At 66.1% G+C, this 19,938-nt stretch carries 17 protein-coding genes; 9 read left to right on the forward strand and 8 right to left on the reverse strand.

What is annotated here, in order from left to right; all coding sequences use genetic code 11:
* Positions 1-52 precede the first annotated feature (52 nt).
* Entirely contained in the window at positions 53-1,579 is a 1,527-nt protein-coding gene (locus tag ACWDTF_RS12985) for a DUF3068 domain-containing protein (protein WP_449754474.1), read from the forward strand.
* 367 nt (positions 1,580-1,946) lie between these two features.
* On the opposite strand, the gene ACWDTF_RS12990 is transcribed toward ACWDTF_RS12985, so the two are convergent.
* Entirely contained in the window at positions 1,947-2,906 is a 960-nt protein-coding gene (locus ACWDTF_RS12990) for an alpha/beta hydrolase (RefSeq protein ID WP_355277176.1), read from the reverse strand.
* Between the two features lie 342 nt (positions 2,907-3,248).
* On the opposite strand from ACWDTF_RS12990, the gene ACWDTF_RS12995 reads away from it, so the two are divergent.
* The 6 genes from ACWDTF_RS12995 to ACWDTF_RS13020 all read left to right on the forward strand — a co-directional run bounded on the left by ACWDTF_RS12995 (position 3,249) and on the right by ACWDTF_RS13020 (position 13,240).
* Entirely contained in the window at positions 3,249-4,736 is a 1,488-nt protein-coding gene (locus ACWDTF_RS12995; protein WP_355277174.1) for an amidase, read from the forward strand.
* A 58-nt stretch (positions 4,737-4,794) separates the two neighbouring features.
* Positions 4,795-6,471, forward strand: coding sequence for an FAD-binding dehydrogenase (locus ACWDTF_RS13000; protein ID WP_355277172.1), 1,677 nt, complete (start codon positions 4,795-4,797; stop codon positions 6,469-6,471).
* 1,142 nt (positions 6,472-7,613) lie between these two features.
* Positions 7,614-8,621, forward strand: a complete 1,008-nt coding sequence (locus tag ACWDTF_RS13005; protein ID WP_355277169.1) for a Dyp-type peroxidase — start codon at positions 7,614-7,616, stop codon at positions 8,619-8,621.
* Between the two features lie 23 nt (positions 8,622-8,644).
* A complete protein-coding gene (locus ACWDTF_RS13010; protein WP_355277167.1) occupies positions 8,645-9,457 on the forward strand; it encodes a family 1 encapsulin nanocompartment shell protein in 813 nt (270 codons plus the stop codon).
* A gap of 124 nt (positions 9,458-9,581) precedes the next feature.
* A complete protein-coding gene (locus ACWDTF_RS13015; RefSeq protein ID WP_355277164.1) occupies positions 9,582-11,315 on the forward strand; it encodes an ABC transporter ATP-binding protein in 1,734 nt (577 codons plus the stop codon).
* Positions 11,312-13,240, forward strand: a complete 1,929-nt coding sequence (locus ACWDTF_RS13020) for an ABC transporter ATP-binding protein (protein ID WP_355277161.1) — start codon at positions 11,312-11,314, stop codon at positions 13,238-13,240. Before ACWDTF_RS13015 ends, ACWDTF_RS13020 begins: the two co-directional genes overlap by 4 nt.
* Positions 13,241-13,365: 125 nt before the next feature.
* On the opposite strand, the gene ACWDTF_RS13025 is transcribed toward ACWDTF_RS13020, so the two are convergent.
* Positions 13,366-14,043, reverse strand: a complete 678-nt coding sequence (locus ACWDTF_RS13025; protein WP_240855054.1) for a hypothetical protein — start codon at positions 14,041-14,043, stop codon at positions 13,366-13,368.
* A 48-nt stretch (positions 14,044-14,091) separates the two neighbouring features.
* Between ACWDTF_RS13025 and ACWDTF_RS13030 the strand changes: the two genes are divergently transcribed.
* A complete protein-coding gene (locus ACWDTF_RS13030; RefSeq protein WP_240855055.1) occupies positions 14,092-14,664 on the forward strand; it encodes a YdeI/OmpD-associated family protein in 573 nt (190 codons plus the stop codon).
* An 83-nt stretch (positions 14,665-14,747) separates the two neighbouring features.
* On the opposite strand, the gene ACWDTF_RS13035 is transcribed toward ACWDTF_RS13030, so the two are convergent.
* The 6 genes from ACWDTF_RS13035 to rnhA are packed head-to-tail and all read right to left on the reverse strand — an operon-like array spanning position 14,748 to position 18,957.
* Positions 14,748-15,539: an SDR family oxidoreductase gene (locus ACWDTF_RS13035; RefSeq protein ID WP_240855056.1), complete on the reverse strand. Its 792-nt coding sequence runs from the start codon at positions 15,537-15,539 to the stop codon at positions 14,748-14,750.
* Between the two features lie 59 nt (positions 15,540-15,598).
* Positions 15,599-16,579 (reverse strand): aldo/keto reductase, encoded by a 981-nt coding sequence (locus ACWDTF_RS13040; RefSeq protein WP_355277157.1) that lies wholly within the window; start codon positions 16,577-16,579, stop codon positions 15,599-15,601.
* Entirely contained in the window at positions 16,576-17,043 is a 468-nt protein-coding gene (locus tag ACWDTF_RS13045; RefSeq protein WP_240855060.1) for a MerR family transcriptional regulator, read from the reverse strand. Before ACWDTF_RS13045 ends, ACWDTF_RS13040 begins: the two co-directional genes overlap by 4 nt.
* 29 nt (positions 17,044-17,072) lie before the next feature.
* Positions 17,073-17,561, reverse strand: a complete 489-nt coding sequence (locus ACWDTF_RS13050; protein ID WP_355277202.1) for a gluconokinase — start codon at positions 17,559-17,561, stop codon at positions 17,073-17,075.
* Between the two features lie 11 nt (positions 17,562-17,572).
* Positions 17,573-18,478, reverse strand: coding sequence for a D-isomer specific 2-hydroxyacid dehydrogenase family protein (locus tag ACWDTF_RS13055; protein WP_449754475.1), 906 nt, complete (start codon positions 18,476-18,478; stop codon positions 17,573-17,575).
* Positions 18,478-18,957: a ribonuclease HI gene (gene rnhA / locus ACWDTF_RS13060; protein WP_240855064.1), complete on the reverse strand. Its 480-nt coding sequence runs from the start codon at positions 18,955-18,957 to the stop codon at positions 18,478-18,480. The genes ACWDTF_RS13055 and rnhA overlap by 1 nt, the downstream gene beginning before the upstream one ends.
* 130 nt (positions 18,958-19,087) lie before the next feature.
* Here rnhA and ACWDTF_RS13065 point away from each other — a divergent pair, with 130 nt between their 5' ends.
* Positions 19,088-19,855 (forward strand): methyltransferase domain-containing protein, encoded by a 768-nt coding sequence (locus ACWDTF_RS13065; RefSeq protein WP_240855067.1) that lies wholly within the window; start codon positions 19,088-19,090, stop codon positions 19,853-19,855.
* Positions 19,856-19,938: the final 83 nt, after the last annotated feature.

The raw sequence follows: 19,938 nt of genomic DNA on the forward strand, positions 1-19,938 counted from the left end.
CGACACGGGGCACTAGGGTTGGGGCGTTGAGCTTGATTCACAGGAGTCACAAATGAGACGTTTCTGGCCGGCGCTGCTGGCGTTTTTCGGCGTTGCCTGCATCACCGCGGCCATCGCCATCCCGGCATGGCTGGTTCCTCAGCTTCGGGTGGTGCCCCTCGACCTGGACATCGTGTCCGTGTCGACGACGGTGCCTGCCGACGGCGCTACCGGAAACCGATTCCCCGCCGTCATCTTCGACCGCTGCTCGATCTCGCAGAGCCGCGCACGGACCATGGAGGCCCACCTCACCCAGCAGCGACGCTCGGTCATCGTCGAGCCGTCGGACCGCCGCGAGGCCACCCTCCAATCCGCGCAGACGGTGCTCATCGACCGCATCCGCGACGCGAACGGCAACGAGACCGAACCGACCGTCGCCGCGGCCGGTCAGGAGCGCAACTGCGATGACGGACTGCTGACCGCCAACATCGACCGCGTCTCGGTGAACCGCAAGACGTCGGTTCCCAACAACACCGTCAACAGTCTGCAGCTCGAGGCCGCGCCCGAGGGCGTCGACGTCAAGCAGGTGTCCGTCGACCTCGACCGCCGGCAGGGTTTCCAGTACAAGTTCGGCTTCAACGTCCAGAAGCGCGAGTACTACATGTACGACCTGAACACCCGCCAGGATGTGCCCGCGAAGTTCGTCGACGAAAAGGACATCAACGGGGTCAAGACCTACCACTTCGTCAGCGAGGTGCCCGAGCGCGATCTCTCGGAACTGCCCAATGCACAGGGCAACGCGGCCCTCGGCACGATGCTGACGATGCCGGCTCGGTGGTGGGGTATCTCGGGGCGTGGCATTCGACCCAGCCAGCCGATCGAGATGCACCGGTACGCGACGGCCACCCGCCATGTGTGGGTCGAACCCGAGACCGGGACGATCATCGACGGGCGCGAAGACCAGCATCAGTACTTCCGCTCGCCCGACCAGAGCGACGCCACCTCGTCGGCGGTGCGTGATTTCCGGATGGATTCGCTCCGGGGCACCTTCCAGTGGAGTGACGAGACGATCGCCAACCAGGCCGAGAAGGCCGACCACTACAAGGGCCTGCTCAAGCTCGGCGGTTTCTGGTTGCCGCTCATCCTGGGGATCGTCGGCGTGCTGCTGTTGATCGGTTGGGCACTTCTGTTCTGGCGCGGCCGTAAGCGCGACGCCGATGCCGGCGATCCACCACACGGTCCCGATGATGGCCGTGGACCCGACGACGGACCTGGACCCGACGACGAACCCACTCGCGTCGTCGACCGAGAGCCCGACAGCCGGGCGCCCTACGCCGCAGCGGGTGCCGGAGCGGCAGCCACGACGTCGGTGATCGATCGTCGGACGGACGACGCGGACACGGCCACGCAGCAGGAAGCACGACGCCCGGCCGGCCTGAATCCGTGGGAACGACCCACCGAGCAGATCCCCAAGGTCACCGGACCCCGGCACTCGTCGGACGCCGAGGACGAGTTCCGCCCGGTGCATCGAGAACCCGATGCGGACGACACCGCCACCCGCGGTTTCCGGGATCGCTTCTCACCGCCGCCCGGCGAGTAGTCACACTCCCCGCCGGCTGACGGTGCGAGCCTGCGAGTCTCCCGCCGGCTGATCGTGGTGGCCCTCCCGCCGGCTGAGGTGCGAGCCTGCGAGCCTCGAAGCCCCCTGGCGAGCTGACGATGTCGTCTCACCAGGCCTTCGAGGCTCGTCGCTTGCGCTCCTCACACCTCAGGCAGCGTAAGGGGTTCCGTCGCTTGCGCTCCTCACACCTCAGGCAGCGTAAAGGGTTCCGTCGCTTGCGCTCCTCACACCTCAGGCAGCGGCCGAAGGTTCGCACGGACGCTACTGAAAAAGCAGCTGATCCCTTCAACCACGACGAAGGCCGGTGACCCGAAGGTCACCGGCCGCGTAAGCCGAGCTCAGTCCGTCAGAAGAAGGCCGGACGGAAGGTGGTCCGCCACGACTGCTTGAAGTCGGCCTGCCAGTAGTCCCACCAGTGGGTGCCGTCCGGGGTGATCCGGGTGGTCAGCTTGACGCCCGGAACCAGCGCGACGCGAGCGATGTACAGCTGGCTGCTGGTCGACGCGGCGACCTCCAGCGGGATCATCTGCGCGAACTTCACCGGGTCGAAGTTGCCGCTGGTCGGGTTGACCGAGGAGTCGTACTTACTGCCGACACCGGTGCCCGCCGAGACGTACACGTACTTGCCTGCGAGGTTGCCGGCGCTCAGGAACGGATCGTTCTGGAACCACTCACCGGCCGGGTAGAAGCCCCACATGTTGATGGGGTTGCCGCCCATCTCGGCGACCGACGCCATGATGCCCTGGGTGAAGCCCGGCATGGTGACGGTCGGGTAGCCGCTGTAGGACGCGACAGCCTTGTAGAAGCCCGGGTGGCGCGACGCGAGGTTCAGCGCCGAGGTGCCCGACATCGACAGTCCGGCGATGCCGTTGCGACGGTTGTCGCTGCCGTGGACGCGAGCCATGTAGGCAGGCAGTTCACGGGTCAGGAAGGTCTCCCACTTGTTGACGCCCAGGCGCGGGTCGCGCTGCTCCCAGTCGGTGTAGAAGCTGCCGCCACCGCCGAACGGGATCGCGACGTTGGTGCCCCGACCGCCCATCCAGCTCGCGACGTCGGTGTTCTGCAGCCAGCCGCTGGTGTAGTTCGGGGCGCGCAGCCCGTCGAGCAGGTACAGCGTCGGCTTGTTGGAGCCGCCGGCCGAGACGATGCACACCGGAACGGTGCGGTGCATCGAAGCGGACCGGACGTATTCGACACTGCAGCCGCGCGCGGCCGAAGCATCCGGGGCGGCAACAAGCGTCGCGGCCGACACGGCCAGCAAGGCCACGAGTCCGGCGACGAGGCGCTTACGGGCGCGAGTCAGCATTCGCATTCCTTACGATCCTTCAAGACCCGATCGGGCCTGCATCAGAGTTGTTCGTTGAAGGGATTGTATTGGTCCCTACCGGGTCTGAACCCGTCGATGGGAAGTGTAACGGCTCGATAACACACCGGCAAAGGCGAGAACGCGGTCCACACCGGCTCAGCACCGGGCGCGATCGACGTCAAACTGAATGTGACCTGCACCAACGTGACGCGATCGTCGGCCGGATGAATTTCTGAAAAACCTACGTCCGCCGCTCTGCTCGCACCGTCATCGCGGCGTTACCCATTTGCGTCGTCGACGGTGATGCAAATTCCTGTGTTCCGCGTCACTACTGTTGTGAGAGTGAACCTCAGCGAATACCTGGCGCTCGATGCGACCGCCTTGACCGATCTGGTTGCCCGACGCGAAGTGACCGCCGCCGAACTACTCACCCTGGCCCAGCAGCGGGCCGACGCCGTGAACCCGACACTCAACGCGATCGTCTATCGGATGGATACGACGGCGAGCGAGCGCGTCGGCAGTAACGACCTCAGCGGCCCGCTCGCCGGTGTCCCGTTCCTCGTCAAAGATCTCGGCCAGGAGTATCGCGGGTTCCCCACGTCGTCGGGCTCACGTTCGCTCGCCACACTCGTCGCGACGGAGCACTCCACCATCGTGCAAAGGTTCCTCGACGCCGGGCTGGTGATCTTTGGCAAGACCAACACTCCCGAGTTCGGGGCCAAGGGCATCACCGAACCCGAACTCTGGGGTCCGAGCCACAATCCCTGGAACCCCGACCACACACCCGGCGGCTCGTCGGGCGGCAGCGGTGCGGCGGTCGCTGCGGGCATCGTGCCGGCCGCGGGCGCCAACGACGGCGGCGGATCGATCCGCATCCCGGCCGCGTGCAACGGCCTCGTCGGTCTCAAGCCGACGCGCGGACTCACCCCGTTCGGCCCCGACACCGGCGAGCTCCTCTTCGGTATGGCCGTCCAGGGCGCAGTGACCCGGACCGTGCGCGACGCCGCCGCCATCTACGACGCGGTCGTCGGGCCCTCCCCGTCGTCGGTGTACCCCACCCCCGTCCCCGCAACACCGTTCACCGAGCAGATCGCGAACCGGCCGCGCGGACTGCGCATCGGCTTCTCGACCGCGTCGGCGATCAATCCCGACCCGCACGCCGAAGCGATCACCGCCGTTCAGAACGCCGCGCGCCTGCTCGAGGAAATGGGCCATCACGTCGAGGAGGTCACGCCACCGCAGGACGATGCAGCCCTTGCCAAGGACTTCCTCACCATCTGGTTCGCGAAGGTCGCCGATCAGGTCGCCGAGGCCAAACGCCTCACCGGCGCCACCGACTCGGATTTCGAGGCCGACACGCTCGCGGTCGCCGAGATCGGCCGCTCGGCGGGGGTGGTGCCCGTCTTCACCGCGCTGAACAACGTCAACAACCATGTGCTCGCGCTCGAGCGGTTCCACCAGACACATGACTTCCTGCTGACCCCGACCCTGGCCACCCCACCGCTGCGGATCGGGGCCACCACCACGCCCGCGCTGCTGCAGCGGGCATCGCGAATCATCGCCCGGGTGCGCGGAGGCTCGATCCTGTCGCGGATGGGGGTACTCGACGACCTCATCGCCGAGAACCTCGGCTGGGTGCCCTACACCCAACTGGCAAACCTGACCGGCCGGCCCGCGATCAGCGTGCCGCTGCACTGGACCGCAGACGGACTGCCCCTCGGCGTTCAGTTCGTCGGCCGGCTCGGGGCCGACGGCGATCTGCTCACCCTCGCCGCCGCCCTCGAAGAGGCACAGCCCTGGTTCGATCGTTACGCGACGATCTCACTCTGACCACGGCCGCCATACGGGGAGGACTAGTGTTTGAGCCATCTCGTGAGGGGAGAGAACGTTGACGCAGCAGCAGGCCGACGCGGTTGTGGTCGGTGCCGGACTTGCCGGATTGGTCGCCACACATGAGCTGACGAAGGCCGGTCGCAAGGTGATCGTCGTCGATCAGGAGAATCGCAACAACCTTGGCGCCCAGGCTTTCTGGTCGCTCGGCGGCCTGTTCCTCGTCGACAGTCCCGAGCAACGCCGACTCGGCATCCACGACTCGGCCGAACTCGCGCTGCAGGACTGGATGGGGTCGGCCGGCTTCGACCGCGACGACGAGGACTTCTGGCCCCGGCAGTGGGCCCGCGCCTACGTCGAGTTCGCGGCCACCGAGAAGCGGCAGTACGTGCACGACCTCGGTCTGCGCTTCACGCCCGTGGTCGGGTGGGCCGAACGTGGCGGCGGATTCGCCGACGGCCATGGCAACTCCGTCCCGCGCTTCCATCTCACCTGGGGTACCGGGCCGGAGGTGGTGCGCATCTTCGCCGAACCAGTGCTCGAGGCCGAGAAGCGGGGACTGGTCGAGTTCCGCTTCCGCCATCAGGTCGACGAGCTGATCGTCGAAGGCGAGAACGGCACCGGCGCGGCGGTCGGCGTGCGCGGGTCGCTGCTGGCCCCCACCGATCTCGACCGCGGCAAGGCGTCGAGCCGAGAAGTGGTCGGCGACTTCGAGATTCGAGCCGGAGCGGTGATCGTCACCTCCGGCGGGATCGGCCACAATCGTGACCTCATCCGCAAGAACTGGCCCACCGAACGACTGGGCCCGGCACCGAAGACGATGATCTCCGGGGTCCCGGCCCACGTCGACGGCCGCATGCTCGGGATCGCCGAGGATGCCGGCGCCAACATCGTCAACCGAGATCGCATGTGGCACTACACCGAAGGCATCAACAACTGGGATCCCATCTGGCCCGACCATGCCATCCGCATCATCCCGGGGCCGTCGTCCCTGTGGCTCGACGCCAACGGAAACCGGTTGTCGCCACCCAACTTCCCCGGCTTCGACACCAATTCGACGATGCGTGAGATCCTCGCCACCGGTCACGACTACTCGTGGTTCATCCTGACCCAGTCGATCATCGAGAAGGAGTTCGCACTGTCGGGCTCCGAACAGAATCCCGACATCACCAACAAGGATCTGAAGTTCGCGGCGAAGAGCCGATTCGCGAAGGGTGCGCCCGGCCCGGTGGACGCGTTCAAGAACAAGGGCGTCGACTTCGTGGTCGCCGACAACCTGCCCGAACTCGTGGCCGGCATGAACAAGATCGCGCGTGGGCCGGCCCTCGACCTGCAGCAGATCGAACGGGTGATCTCGGCCCGCGACGCACAACTCGACAACAAGTACTCCAAGGACGCGCAGATGATGGCGATCACCAATGCGCGACAGTACTTGGGCGACAAGGTGGTTCGTGTAGCGAAGCCGCATCGCCTGCTCGATCCGGCACACGGCCCGCTGATCGCCGTCCGCCTCAACATCCTGACCCGCAAGACATTGGGCGGCCTGGAGACCAACCTCGACGCCCAGGTGATGCGGCCCGACGGCAGTGCCTTCGACGGCCTGTACGCGGCCGGTGAAGTCGCCGGCTTCGGCGGCGGCGGCGTCCACGGCTACAACGCGCTCGAGGGCACCTTCCTCGGTGGGTGCATCTTCTCCGGCCGCGCCGCGGGGCGGGCGGTCGCAGGGCGGGTCTGACGGCGCAGGCAGTGGCAGAGGTAAGCGTTCGCAACTATTCACGCACTGGAGTGCCGACAGCGGCAGACCCTGGTGGAACCTGGAACTTCACCGGCACAACGACGTGGCAATCTGACCCGGCCACGTGGCCGTTTGTTTCGGCCTTCGTGGTCCGAAGGCCATATGCTCCACCGACCTTGCTGACCGTCGCCGCCGAGACCGCCTTGCTGATGGAGAACACGAACTGGCGCGCGGGGCTGCCTCTGAGCTGGAGTGGCGCTGCCATGTCATGCCCAAGTCACATGTCGCGATTTCTCACGGAATCACTCGGCTTGTGTATCGCATTGGGCTCTGCGACCAGTTACCACTGGAATCCTCGACACGGACTACTCGATGCCGACCGCCTCCCACCAGGCCATCCGCTGCATGTCGCGAACGGTAGCCGGCCCGACTTCATCGTCCAAACGGGCGCAGGGTGGCACGGCATCGAGGCACGAGGCAGGGGTTCGCGCCCTCCCGTGCGGCCCCATCGGCCGATCGCAAGCCAACGCAAGAAGCTGGGGGGCCTGCACGACTGGTCGTCCAATGTGGCCAGAAATCCTCGTGTCCCGCACTCACCGTCGTGGTCAATGGCGTGGGCGTGGATCACCGATGGAGAAACGTCAGTAGATCACTTCGACCCCGGGGAGCCCATAACCCTCGGCGCAGCCGACGAACGAGCAATTTGGGGTCAAATGCGAGCGCGCGCCAACGAACTGGTCGAGGTCGACGACCGCCGCATTCGTCGAGTCGAAGCCCTCGATCGCGAAGTCTCAGCCTTTAGTCGACTCGTTCAACCAAGCGATGCACCCGCGTCCTGGTTGACTGTCGCGGCGTGGCCAGAGCGGATCACAGACGATGAGCTGCATGAGCTGCGTGCCTTCGATCGACGCCAGGACGAGCCGGCCACGGGTGACCTATTGGAAGGGCTGGTCGGAGGATCAGTGGGAACGAATATCGCGACAGCAATCACAGCCGGAGCGCCCCAGGACAGTCAGATCGGCAGTCTCATACTCGGGATTCCCGACTAGAGTGAGGTGATCCGAAAAGGGTTGCCTCACCAATATTTTCACAGCTAACCCATCGTCACCACAGCGACCACCGGGTCCGATAGGGTGGATCTCGTGCCGGTGCCGCAGACCATCCTCACGCGCAAGACGAAGACCGCGATCTTCGTCGTGCTCGTCATCAACGAGGGCGGCGAGGCGCAGGTACGCGACTTCCTCGGGCAGGTACCGAGCCTGACCAATGCCGTGTCGTCGCGTGCGCCCGACATGGCCTTGGCCGGGATCGTGTCGATCGGCTCGCAGGCCTGGGACCGCCTGTTCGACGGGCCGCGTCCGCAGTCCCTCCGACCGTTCGTCGCCTACGAGGGCGAGGTGCACACCGCCCCGGCCACCCCTGGTGACCTGCTGCTGCACATCAAGGCCGACCAACTCGACCTCTGCTACGAACTCGGTCGCAAGTTCACCGCCGCACTCGGCGACGCCGTGACCGTTGTCGACGAGGTACACGGGTTCCGGTATTTCGATCTGCGCGATCTGATCGGGTTCGTCGACGGCACCGAGAACCCGGTCGGTCAGGCGGCGATCGACGCGATCACCGTCGGCGACGAAGATCCCGACTTCGCCGGTGGCAGCTACGTCGCGATCCAGCGCTACGTCACCGATTTCACCGCGTGGACCGCACTGAGCACCGAGGAGCAGGAAGCCGCGATCGGCCGCACCAAGCTGGACAACGTCGAGATGGCCGACGACGTGAAGCCCACCAACTCGCACATCGCCCTCAACGTCGTCGAAGACGAGAACGGCGAGGAGATCGACATCGTCCGCGACAACATGCCCTACGGCGACGTGTCCGGCGCGGGCGAGAGCGGCACCTTCTACATCGCCTACTCCGCCGGCCCCGACGTCACCGAAGAGATGCTCCGCAAGATGTTCATCGGCGACCCGCCCGGCAACTACGACCGCCTACTCGACTTCACCACCGCGGTGTCCGGGTCCCAATTCTTCACCCCGACAATCGATTTCTTCGACGACCTACCACCCGCGCCACCCGAAGAAGCACCCGCGGAACAACCCATTCGCCTCCGGCCCGCCGACGGCTCGCTCGGCATCGGCTCCCTACGCTGACCACACCGACACGAGGAGTGACCATGAACAACCTGCATCGCGAACTCGCGCCGATCTCCGAGGCCGCCTGGGCCGAGATCGAAGAGGAGGCGACGCGTTCCTTCAAACGCAACAGCGCGGGTCGTCGCCTCGTCGACGTGAAGGGACCCCTCGGCCTCGACACCGCGTCGGTGACGCTGGGCCACCGCTCCAAGATCGACGCGCCGGCCGACGGCATTCAGGCGTTCACCCGGCACACCCAGTCGCTGGTGGAACTGAAGGTGCCGTTCACCGTCACTCGCGAGGCCATCGACGACGTCGACCGCGGTGCGCAGGACTCCGACTGGGATCCGGTCGTCGACGCCGCCCGCGACCTCGCGCTCGCCGAGGACCGCGCCATCTTCGAGAGCTACGCGGCGGCCGGGATCGACGGCATCCGTGTCGACGCGACCGCCAACCCGATCACGCTGCCCGAGGACGTCCGCGACTACCCGGAGGCGTTCAGCCTGGCGTTGTCGACCCTGAAACTCGCGTCGGTCGACGGTCCGTACTCGATCGCGCTCTCCGCCGACGTCTACAACCTGGTCAACGAGACCTCCAACCACGGCTACCCGATCCGGCAGCACATCCAGCGGCTGATCGACGGCGAGATCGTGTGGGCACCCGCCATCACCGGCGCGTTTGTCCTCAGCACACGCGGCGGCGACTTCGAACTCACCATCGGCCAGGATGTGTCCATCGGCTACGACTCGCACGACGCCGACACCGTGAACCTCTACTTCCAGGAGTCGTTCACCTTCCTCACCTACAGCGGCGAGGCCGCGGTGCCTCTCGTGCCGGCCACCACCGCTCCCTGAGGTGCGAGGAGCGATAGCGACGAGCCACGAAGGGCCCGTCGAGGGACCTCACGGAGTCGGGCGGCAAACAAACCCGTGGCAGCCTGTCGCACCCTGTTGCTAGCCTCGGCGAAGTGACGACAAGATGCTGACGCGACTCATTCGCACCTACCTGTCGCGCTACGGCGTGAACATGGTGCTGGTCGTCACCCTCCAACTGGTGGCGACCGCTGCGATGCTGTATCTGCCGACGCTGAACGCCGACATCATCGACAACGGCGTCGCGCAGGGCGACACCGACTACATCCTTCGCATCGGTGGCTGGATGCTGGCGATCACCATCGCGCAGGTGGTGTGTTCGATCACCGCCCAGTATTGGGGTGCACGCGCCGCGCTGGGTGCCGGTCGCGACATCCGGCACGACCTGCTGCACCGGGTGAACACCTTCTCCGCGCGGGAGGTCGGCAGATTTGGCGCGCCGTCGCTGATCACCCGCACCACCAACGACGTCCAGCAGGTGCAGCTGCTGATCGTGATGAGCACCGCCATCCTGGTGATGGCCCCCATCATGTGCATCGGCGGCATCGCGATGGCAATCCATGTGGCACCGGGTCTTTCGTGGGTGCTGGTGGTCGCGGTGCCCGTGCTGGGCGTCACGATGGCCCTGATCATCGCGCGGATGATTCCCGGGTTCCGGGTCATGCAAGACCGCATCGACAAGGTCAACCAGATCCTGCGCGAGCAGATCACCGGCATCCGGGTGGTCCGCGCCTTTGTGCGTGAACGCTTTGAGATGCAACGCTTCTCGGTCGCCAACGATCAATTGGCCGACGCAACACTGCGCGTCGGCCGGATGATGGCACTCGCCTTTCCGGCGGTCTTGTTCATCACCAACGTCACCATCGTCGCGATCATCTGGTTCGGTGGTCACCGGGTCGCCGACGGCAGCGTCGAGATCGGCGCACTCACGGCGATGATCAGCTACGTCATGCAGATCATGATGTCGGTGATGATGGCGTCCTTCCTCGCGATGATGGCGCCGCGCGCAGCGGTCTGCGCCGAGCGGATCTGCGAGGTGCTCGACACCGAGACGTCGGTGTCGCCGCCCGCCAAGCCCGTCGATTTCGCGACCGCACCGTCGACCGTCTCGTTCCGGGCCGCCGAGTTCCGGTACCCGGGCGCCGACGATCCCGTGCTGCGCGACATCACCTTCGAGACCGAACGGGGCACCACCACCGCGATCGTCGGCTCCACCGGATCGGGCAAGACGACCCTGCTGAGCCTGGTACCGCGTCTCATCGACGTCACGTCGGGCTCGGTCCTCGTCGGCGGCACCGACGTACGCGACCTCGACCCCGACGTCCTGCGCGCTGCCATCGGTCTGGTGCCGCAGCGGCCGTACCTGTTCTCCGGGACCGTCGCGACCAACCTCCGACACGGTAAACCGGACGCCTCCGATGACGAGATCTGGGAAGCACTGCGCGTCGCACAGGCCCAGGACTTCGTCGAAGCCATGCCCGAGGGTCTCGACACCCCCATCGCGCAAGGCGGCACCACCGTCTCCGGCGGGCAACGACAACGCCTGGCCATCGCCCGCGCCCTGATCCGGCGTCCCGGCGTCTACCTCTTCGACGACTCGTTCTCCGCGCTCGACCTCACCACCGACGCCCGGCTGCGCGCGGCACTGCGGCCGGCCACCCGAGACGCGGCGGTCATCGTTGTCGCACAGCGCATCTCGACGATCGTCGACGCCGACCAGATCGTCGTCCTCGATCGCGGGCGCGTGGTCGGGATCGGACGGCACGACGAACTGCTCGACACCTGCGAGACCTACGCCGAGATCGCCAATTCCCAACTCGCACTGCAGGAGGGATCGTGACGCGCCCGGGCGGACCGGGCCCCGGCCCGATGATGGGCGCTCCCGGCGAGAAGCCGCGATCGTTCGGCCCGTCGATGAAACGACTCGTTCGGTTGCTCGCGTCGTACCGGATCGCGATGGTGATCATCCTGACCGCGATCGTCGCGTCGGTGATCCTGACCGCCATCGCCCCACGGGTTCTGGGGCATGCCACCGACCTCGTGTTCGACGGCGTCGTCGGCTCGCAGCTGCCCGCCGGCATGAGCAAGGAGCAGGTGGTCGACGGCCTGCGCGCACGCGGCCAGGACACGTTCGCCGACATGGTGTCGTCGATGGATCTCACGCCGGGAGTGGGCGTCGACTTCGGCGAGGTCGGCAAGGTGCTGATCATCGTGCTGGCCCTCTACGTCGGGTCGGCCGTGCTCGCCTGGCTCGCGGCCTATCTGCTCAACATCGCCGTCGTGGGCACCATCCGGGGACTGCGGGCCGATGTCGAGGCCAAGGTCCATCGACTTCCGTTGCGCTACTACGACTCCATGCCCCGCGGCGACCTGCTCAGCCGCGTCACCAACGACCTCGACAACCTCTCACAGAGCCTGCAGCAGACCATCTCCCAGTTCCTCAACTCGGTGCTGACCGTCATCGCGCTGTTGATCATGATGATCTGGATCTCGCCGCTGCTCGCCCTCATCGCGGTGATCACCATCCCACTCGCCGTCGGTGCGACCGCGTTCATCGCGAAGAGGTCCAAACCGCACTTCATGGCCCAGTGGTCGTCGACCGGCAAGCTCAACGCGCAGGTCGAGGAGGCGTTCACCGGGCACGAACTGGTGAAGGCATTCGGCAGGCAGAGCGAGATCGAAGACACCTTCGACGAACGCAACGAGAAGCTCTACCAATCGAGTTGGCGCGCGCAGTTCATCTCCGGCGCCATCATGCCGACGATCATGTTCCTGGGGAATCTCAATTACGTCGCGGTCGCGGTGGTCGGCGGATTGCGCGTCGCATCCGGCGCGTTGAGCCTCGGCGAGGTGCAGGCGTTCATCCAGTACTCGCGTCAGTTCACGCAGCCGCTGACCCAGATCGGTTCGATGATCAACTTGATGCAGAGCGGCGTGGCGTCGGCCGAGCGCATCTTCGACATCCTCGACGCCGACGAACAAACACCCGACGACGCCGACCCGCAGACCCCTTCCGACGGCCACGGGCTGATCGAGTTCGACCACGTCGACTTCCGCTACGTTCCCGAGAAACCGCTCATCGAAGACCTGTCACTCGTGGCGCGGCCTGGACACATGATCGCGATCGTCGGGCCGACCGGCGCAGGCAAGACGACGCTGGTCAACCTCATCATGCGGTTCTACGACATCGACGCAGGCGTGATCCGAGTCGACGGTGTCGACGCGCGCCGCATGACCCGCGACGACCTCCGCGAACGCACCGGGATGGTGCTGCAGGACTCGTGGCTGTTCGGTGGCAGCATCTACGACAACATCGCCTACGGCGACCCCACCGCGTCCCGCGAAGAGGTTCTCGAGGCGGCCCGCCTGAGTCATGTCGACCACTTCGTGCGCATCCTGCCCGACGGTTACGACACCGTCCTCGACGACGAGGGCGGCGGTGTCAGCGCAGGTGAACGGCAGCTCATCACCATCGCGCGCGCCTTCCTCGCCAAGCCGACGATCCTCATCCTCGACGAGGCGACCAGCTCGGTCGACACCCGCACCGAACTGCTCATCCAGCAGGCGATGGCCAACCTGCGCACCGACCGCACCAGTTTCGTCATCGCGCACCGGCTTTCGACGATCCGCGACGCCGACGTCATCGTCGTGATGGAGGACGGGCACATCGTCGAACAAGGCAACCACGACGAACTCCTCGCCGCCGGCGGCGCCTACTGCCGCCTGTACCGCAGCCAATTCGCGGGTGCGTTGGAGACGGAGTGACCCATCCCCTGATCGAGTTGCGTCCAGCGGTGTCCGCATCGTCTACCGCTCCCTGAGGTGCGAGCGGAGCGAGCCTCGAAGGGCCTCGCGACCCGACAATGTCGGCAACCACCAACGAATCCCGCTTACCCCGACCCGCGCTCCAACTCCCCCGCGATCCGTCGTTCCAATTCCTGCGCCGCCGGCGCGGGCACGTCGATGAGTCCGTCGAGTTCTGCCCGTGCTTTCCGATAGGCCGCCTGCCGCTCTGCTGGCGTCGCACCACTGTCACCAGCCACGGCGACCAATCGGCGTGCGCGCTCGAGTCGCTCACGTTCGACAGGCGAGAAGTCCGATTGCCGACGACGCCGCGCTTCTCGCTCGGCCGCCTCGAACGCTGCCGCGTAATCGCCGACCGCGTCCCGATACTCCGCGAAGTCCTGCGGTTCCATCACTTCCGTCGACGATGCGGGCCGCAGGTCGTCGGCCCGCACCTTCGCACGGTGAAATGCCAAGGTGAGCGGTTCGCGCATGTCGGTCATCAGCGGAAAGTCGATGAGGGTGGCCAGGTCGAGTTCGTAGCCGAACCATCGCTCATTGACCCCGTCATGGCGTGTGGTCACCTTGGCGATCTGCTCGGCAGACGCTTGCGTGAGCCGAATCTGCTCGGATTGCGCATTCGCCTTGATCTTGGCGAGTTCGATCTTGTCCTGACGCCGCTTCTCGTTGTACCGCGCAATGTGTCCGGCCCAGCCCCCGACAACCCCGCCGATCGGGAAGATCAGCCACCAATAGTCTTGCGCGAAGTTGAGGACCTGGTCCACAACTCAACTGTACCGACGCATCGCACGCACCCGGCTACGCTGACGGGCATGGCCGACCCCGACGCCCCGCACCTCGTCGCCGACACCCTCGACGAATGGCGAGAATGGCTGCGCGACAACCACGCCGACTCCTCGGGTGTCTGGCTTGTGTTCTGGCGCAAAGACTCCGGCCGCGAACCTCTCGATTACGACGAAACGGTCCGGGAAGCTCTCTGCTGGGGCTGGATCGACGGTCACACCCGCACCATCGACGATCATCGTCGCGGCATGTGGTTCACGCGCCGCGGACGCAACAGCGCCTGGGCCGCGTCCAACAAGGCCCGGGTCACCGCGCTGGTCGAATCCGGGCGGATGCAACCGCCGGGGCAGGCCGTCATCGACGACGCCAAGGCCCGCGGGCTCTGGAATCTGCTCGACGACGCGGAGGCGCTGATCGAATCTCCCGAACTCGCCGCAGCGTTGGACGCCAACCCGACCGCCCGCGCCAACTGGGATGCCTTCCCACCCAGCGCGCGCAAATTCGGGCTCAGCCAACTCGCGTTCGCCAAACGTCCGGAGACGAAGACCAAGCGGATTGCCACCCTCGTCGCGCAAGCCGAACGCAACGAGCGGCCCGGTTGATGGACACACCGAGAACTCCCATCTACACATGGAATCTCGTGTGTAAATGGGAGTTCCGGGTGTGTGGTTCTGCAGTTGAGCGACTACAGATCCGGGATGGGCAGGTCCAGGTTCGGGGCGATCAGTCCGCCGTCGACCTCCAGGATCTTGCCGGTCAGGTACGCACCGGCCGGCGAGGCGAGGTACAGCGCGGCAGCGGCGATGTCTTCGGGTTCACCCAGCCGGTGGAGCGGCGTGGCGCCCTCGACGGTCGCCCGCATCTCGTCGTTGGCGGCAACCACTTCCAGCGACGACGTCAGGATCGACCCGGGTGCGATGCCATTGACCCGGATACGCGGATTGAGGTCCATCGCGGCGAGCCGCGTGTAGTGCGCAAGCGCGGCCTTCGCCGTGCCGTACGCGGCGAAGGCGCGGCCCGGCAGCCGCCCCATCGTCGACGTGATGTTGATGATGGATCCGCCGTCGGCCGTCGCCAACATGTGTTTCACCGACGCCGTGACGAGCGCGTGGGCGTTGGCAACGTTGAACTCGAAGGCACCGGTGAGCTGCTCGGGTGTGGTGTCGAGCAACGGTCGGGGCATGGCGCCACCGACGTTGTTCACCACGATGTCGAGCCGGCCGAACTCATCGACCGCGATCTGGGCGAGACTCGCGGCGGCGTCGATGTTGCTGAGATCGGTCGCCACCACCCGCGCCCGGCGCCCGGTGTCGGCGATGTGCCCGGCCACCTTGTCGAGCTCGAATTCACTGCGGGCCGCGATGACCACGTCGGCACCGGCCTCCGCGAATGCGACAGCGATGGCCGCACCCAGTCCGCGGCCCGCGCCGGTGACGATCGCGACCTTGTCGTCGATTCGGAATCTGTCGAGAATCACGCCTTGAGGATGCCACGTCCGAAGCCAAAACGAGAACGTGTTCTAGAAACTGCTCACGCTCACGCCGACCGCCCCGCCACCCACTCCATGTCCGGGGTGCGATCGCCCGCCGGTTCCAGACGCGACAATTGATCCAGTTGCTCCGCCGACAACTGCACGTCCACGGCACCCAGATTCTCCTCCAGGTAGGTGCGGCGTTTGGTGCCCGGGATCGGCACCACGTCGTCGCCGCGGGCCAGCACCCAGGCGAGCGCTACCTGACCGGGAGTTGCTTCCAGTTCATCCGCGATACCCCGAATCTGTTCCACCAGAGCAAGATTGGCGTCGAGATTCGCGCCCTGCCAGCGGGGCAGGGTCTTCCGGAAGTCCGCACCCTCGGCGACCTTGGCCGCGCCGGTCAGCATGCCCCGGCCGAGCGGGCTGTAGGGGACGATCGTCGCACCGACCTCGCGCGCCGCCGGCACATCCGACACCTCGATGTCGCGGCTGAAGATCGACCACTCCGACTGCAACGCCGCAATCGGGTGTACTGCGGCCGCCCGTCGCAGAGAATCTGCATTCGCCTCGGACAGGCCTAGATTGCGCACCTTGCCCTCGGCGACCAACTTCGACATCTCCTCCACCGTCTCCTCGATCGGCCGCGTCGGGTCCACTCGGTGCAGGTAGTAGAGGTCGATGACGTCGACGCCGAGCCGACGCAGCGACGCCTCGACCGCCTGCCTGACGTACCCCGGCGATCCGTCGACCCCGGCGGGATAGCCGGTGTCGGGATTGGTCTTGATGCCGAACTTTGTCGCGAGCACCACCTCGTCACGACGATCCGCGAGCACCTTCGCCAGCAAGCGCTCGTTGGCGCCGCCGCCGTACATGTCGGCGGTGTCGAGCAGGTTGACGCCACGGTCGATGGCGAGGTTGAGCGTCGCCAGCGCCTCGGACTCGTCGGCCGGACCATAGGCGAAACTCATTCCCATACAACCCAATCCGAGCGGTGCGACGTCGAGGTCGCCGATGCGGCGGGTGGCGGTGAGTGTTGTGGTCATGGTTGTGTCCTTCCTCCGTAGGTGGCGATCTTGTATTCGGTAGCGGCTAGCGACAGGGTGAGTTCGGCGATCTGACGTCGCACGGTGTCGCGGTGTTCGAGCAGCATCTCCAGCCGCTCCCCGACCGTCTCGTCCCCCTGATCGACGAGTTCGACGTAGTGCTGGAGATCGCGGATGGCCATGCCCGACAGCCGCATTCGGGACAGGAAGACGAGCCGTCGGACCGCGGCGTCGTCGTAGACACGATTCCCGGTGCCGTCGCGCGGAACGGTCACGAGACCGATGCGTTCGTAGTAGCGCAAGGTGTGCGGGGAGAGATCGAGAAGCTCGGCCGCCTCTGCGACGCCGAGCGGCTCAGTGATCTCGGGGGTCTCGACCAACCGATGGATGACCTCCACAGACATCGGACCGTCGATCTCGCCGAGCGCCGCCAGCGCCCTGGCCATGAGGTGTTCCGTACTCATGACAACGACGCTAGGCGTTTGAGCACGCTCTAACGCAAGAGTCGCTGGTACAGGCCGTCGACAATGGCGTCGGGATCGTCACCGACATCGACGACGACGCCCGGTTCGTCGGATTCCAGCGGTTCGAGGTCCCGGAACTGCGACTCCAGCAACGACGCCGGCATGAAGTGGCCAGGGCGGTCGGCTTGCCTGCGCGCGATGAGCGACCGATCACCGTCGAGATGAACAAAGAAGGCCGAGGCGCAGTGCGCGCGCAACCGGTCGCGATAGGTCCGGCGCAACGCCGAACAACTCAACACGCCGCGCGGATTCGCCGCAAGCCATTCACCTGCCAGATCAAGCCAGGGCCATCGATCGGCGTCGGTGAGCGCAATTCCGGCAGCCATTTTCACGATGTTCGACGCGGGGTGCAGATCGTCGGCATCGGCAAACGGAACATCTGGTCGCGCAGCAAGTTTCGCTCCGACCGTGGACTTCCCACACCCCGACACCCCCATCACGACGATCGGGCTGTGGATCATGGAACACCTCAGTAGTCACGTTCGGTGGACACCACCGACAACAACTCGTCACCCGCAGTGAATCGCCGAATATTCTCTGCCACATAGGGTGCCAGCTCGCGCGTGAGTCCCGACGACGGGTTCGCGACGTGCGGAGTGATGATCACATTCAGTAGCGACCACAGCGGATCATCGGGCGCCGGCGGCTCGGGATCGGTGACATCGAGTGCCGCACCGGCGATGTCGCCGGCCACGAGCGCGTCGTACAGCGCAGCCTGGTCGATGAGCGGACCACGAGCGACGTTGACCACCCACGCGTGCGAGGGCAGAGCCGCGAACACGGAGGCGTCGAGCAGATGATGCGTCTCGGGCGTGGCCGGCGCAGCCACCACCACATGGTCGGTATCCGGCCACACAGACGCGATCTCGCTGGTGGGCACGGTCCGGTCGGCACCCTCCACCTCACGACCCGACCGGTTCACCGCGATCACCCGCGCACCACACGCACGCAGTCGCGGAATCAGCGACGCGCCGATCCCGCCCGCTCCGGCGATCGTCACCGTCGAACCATGCAGCGATCGAACGGCGGGGTCGATGGCCTGGTCCCAATGCCGCAGCACCGCCGTGTTGATCTGGCGAAGACCGGAAAGCAACAGTGCCAGTGCATGTTCGGCGACATTCTCGGCATAGAAGCCCGACGCGTTGGTCCAGAGCCGACGGTCGTCGAGGATGCCGGCACGCACAAATCCCTCGATGCCCGCGGTCTTGAGTGCGACCCACTCGATGTGGTCGGGCAGCTCGGGGAACCCGTCGGGTCCGCCGATCCACACCAGAACCCGCGCCTCGTCGATCGTGGTCACCTGCGCGCCAGTGCTCTCGACCGCCGCAACGATGTGCTCGTCGCGCTCGGGCTCGATGGCCACCGCGAGGGACATCAGCCGGCCACCCTGCCACCCGCGGCGACATCTCGGGCCGCCGACGTCGCCAGTTCGTCGGCGATCTCGTTGTAGTGATCACCGGCGTGACCCTTCACCCAACGCCATTCGACGGTGTGCCGCTTCTCCTCGTCGACGAGCCGCCGCCACAACTCGGCGTTCTTCACCGGCTTCTTGTCGGAGGTCTTCCAGCCATTGGACTGCCAGCCCTTGACCCACTTCATGATCCCGTTACGCACATAGGTCGAGTCGGTGTAGAGCACGACGGTCGACGGTCGGGTCAACGCCGCGAGTCCCTCGATGGCGGCGGTCAACTCCATCCGGTTGTTCGTCGAATCCGGTTCACCACCGGAGATCCGCTTCTCGGTGCCGCGATACCGCAGGACCGCTCCCCAGCCGCCCGGTCCGGGATTACCGAGACAGGCGCCATCGGTCGAGATCTCGACAACGGCCGCGCCAGCTGAGTTCGATTCGGTCACTGTTGCACCTTAACGCTGCGGACGCAAAAGCCGACGCGCGCGTAGACGCCGGGCCAAACGTTGCGATCGTCGGTGCGACGAACATCCTCCGACATGCCGCCGGGCACCGGTCACGGCTACCCTCGGAACCATGCCGGTCTGGGATCCGACTCGCTACCTTCAGTTCGCCGACGACCGCGCGCGCCCATTTCTCGACCTGATCGCGCAGATTCCCACCCAGCCGTCGACGATCGTCGATCTCGGCTGCGGTCCGGGCCATCTCACCAAGCATCTCCGCGCACGATGGCCAGGCGCCGAGATCCTGGGCGTCGACTCCTCCGCGGAGATGATCAACACCGCCATCGGGGACAACACCGACGCGCTGGCAAACTACGACGTCGCCGACCTCGTGTCCTGGACACCGTCACGACCCACCGACCTGTTCGTCTCCAACGCGGCGTTTCAGTGGGTTCCCGATCAGTTCGACGTCATCGACCGGCTGCTCGAACGCCTCACCGACGGCGGCACGTTTGCCATTCAGGTACCCAACAACGCCGACTCGGCCACTCACCGGACCATCGACGAACTCGCGCGCAGCGACCCGTACCGGGAGCAGCTCGACGATGTGCGGCGTCTTCCGACCGTGTCCCCGCATGACTATCTGACGTTCTTCGCCCAGCGCGGACTCACCGTCAACGCCTGGGAGACCACCTACCTGCATGTGTTGCATGGCCCCGACCCGGTGTACGAGTGGATTTCCGGCACCGGTCTGCGACCTTTCCTGCAGGCCCTCGACGGCGAGAGTCGCGCCCGTTTCGCCGACGACCTGCGGGAACGCCTCGCCGCAGAGTTCGTACCCGAGGAAGCCGGCACCGTCTTGCCGTTCCGGCGTACCTTCGCGGTCGCGACGAGAGCCTGACCGCGCGCAACGCACTCTTTTCCCGGTATCCGTCGGGGTGGTCGGGGCAACGAAGTACCGTCACGGATGCAGCGACTGGTCAC

It is taken from the genome of Gordonia sp. NPDC003422 (assembly GCF_053588675.1).

What these genes read in the sequence shown, in the direction of transcription:
- ACWDTF_RS12985 (WP_449754474.1), top strand. Translation starts at nt 53, where the DNA reads ATGAGACGTTTCTGGCCGGCGCTGCTGGCGTTTTTCGGCGTTGCCTGC.
- ACWDTF_RS12990 (WP_355277176.1), bottom strand. Translation starts at nt 2,906, where the DNA reads ATGCTGACTCGCGCCCGTAAGCGCCTCGTCGCCGGACTCGTGGCCTTG.
- ACWDTF_RS13010 (WP_355277167.1), top strand. Translation starts at nt 8,645, where the DNA reads ATGAACAACCTGCATCGCGAACTCGCGCCGATCTCCGAGGCCGCCTGG.
- ACWDTF_RS13015 (WP_355277164.1), top strand. Translation starts at nt 9,582, where the DNA reads ATGCTGACGCGACTCATTCGCACCTACCTGTCGCGCTACGGCGTGAAC.
- ACWDTF_RS13030 (WP_240855055.1), top strand. Translation starts at nt 14,092, where the DNA reads ATGGCCGACCCCGACGCCCCGCACCTCGTCGCCGACACCCTCGACGAA.
- ACWDTF_RS13040 (WP_355277157.1), bottom strand. Translation starts at nt 16,579, where the DNA reads ATGACCACAACACTCACCGCCACCCGCCGCATCGGCGACCTCGACGTC.
- ACWDTF_RS13045 (WP_240855060.1), bottom strand. Translation starts at nt 17,043, where the DNA reads ATGAGTACGGAACACCTCATGGCCAGGGCGCTGGCGGCGCTCGGCGAG.
- ACWDTF_RS13055 (WP_449754475.1), bottom strand. Translation starts at nt 18,478, where the DNA reads ATGTCCCTCGCGGTGGCCATCGAGCCCGAGCGCGACGAGCACATCGTT.
- ACWDTF_RS13065 (WP_240855067.1), top strand. Translation starts at nt 19,088, where the DNA reads ATGCCGGTCTGGGATCCGACTCGCTACCTTCAGTTCGCCGACGACCGC.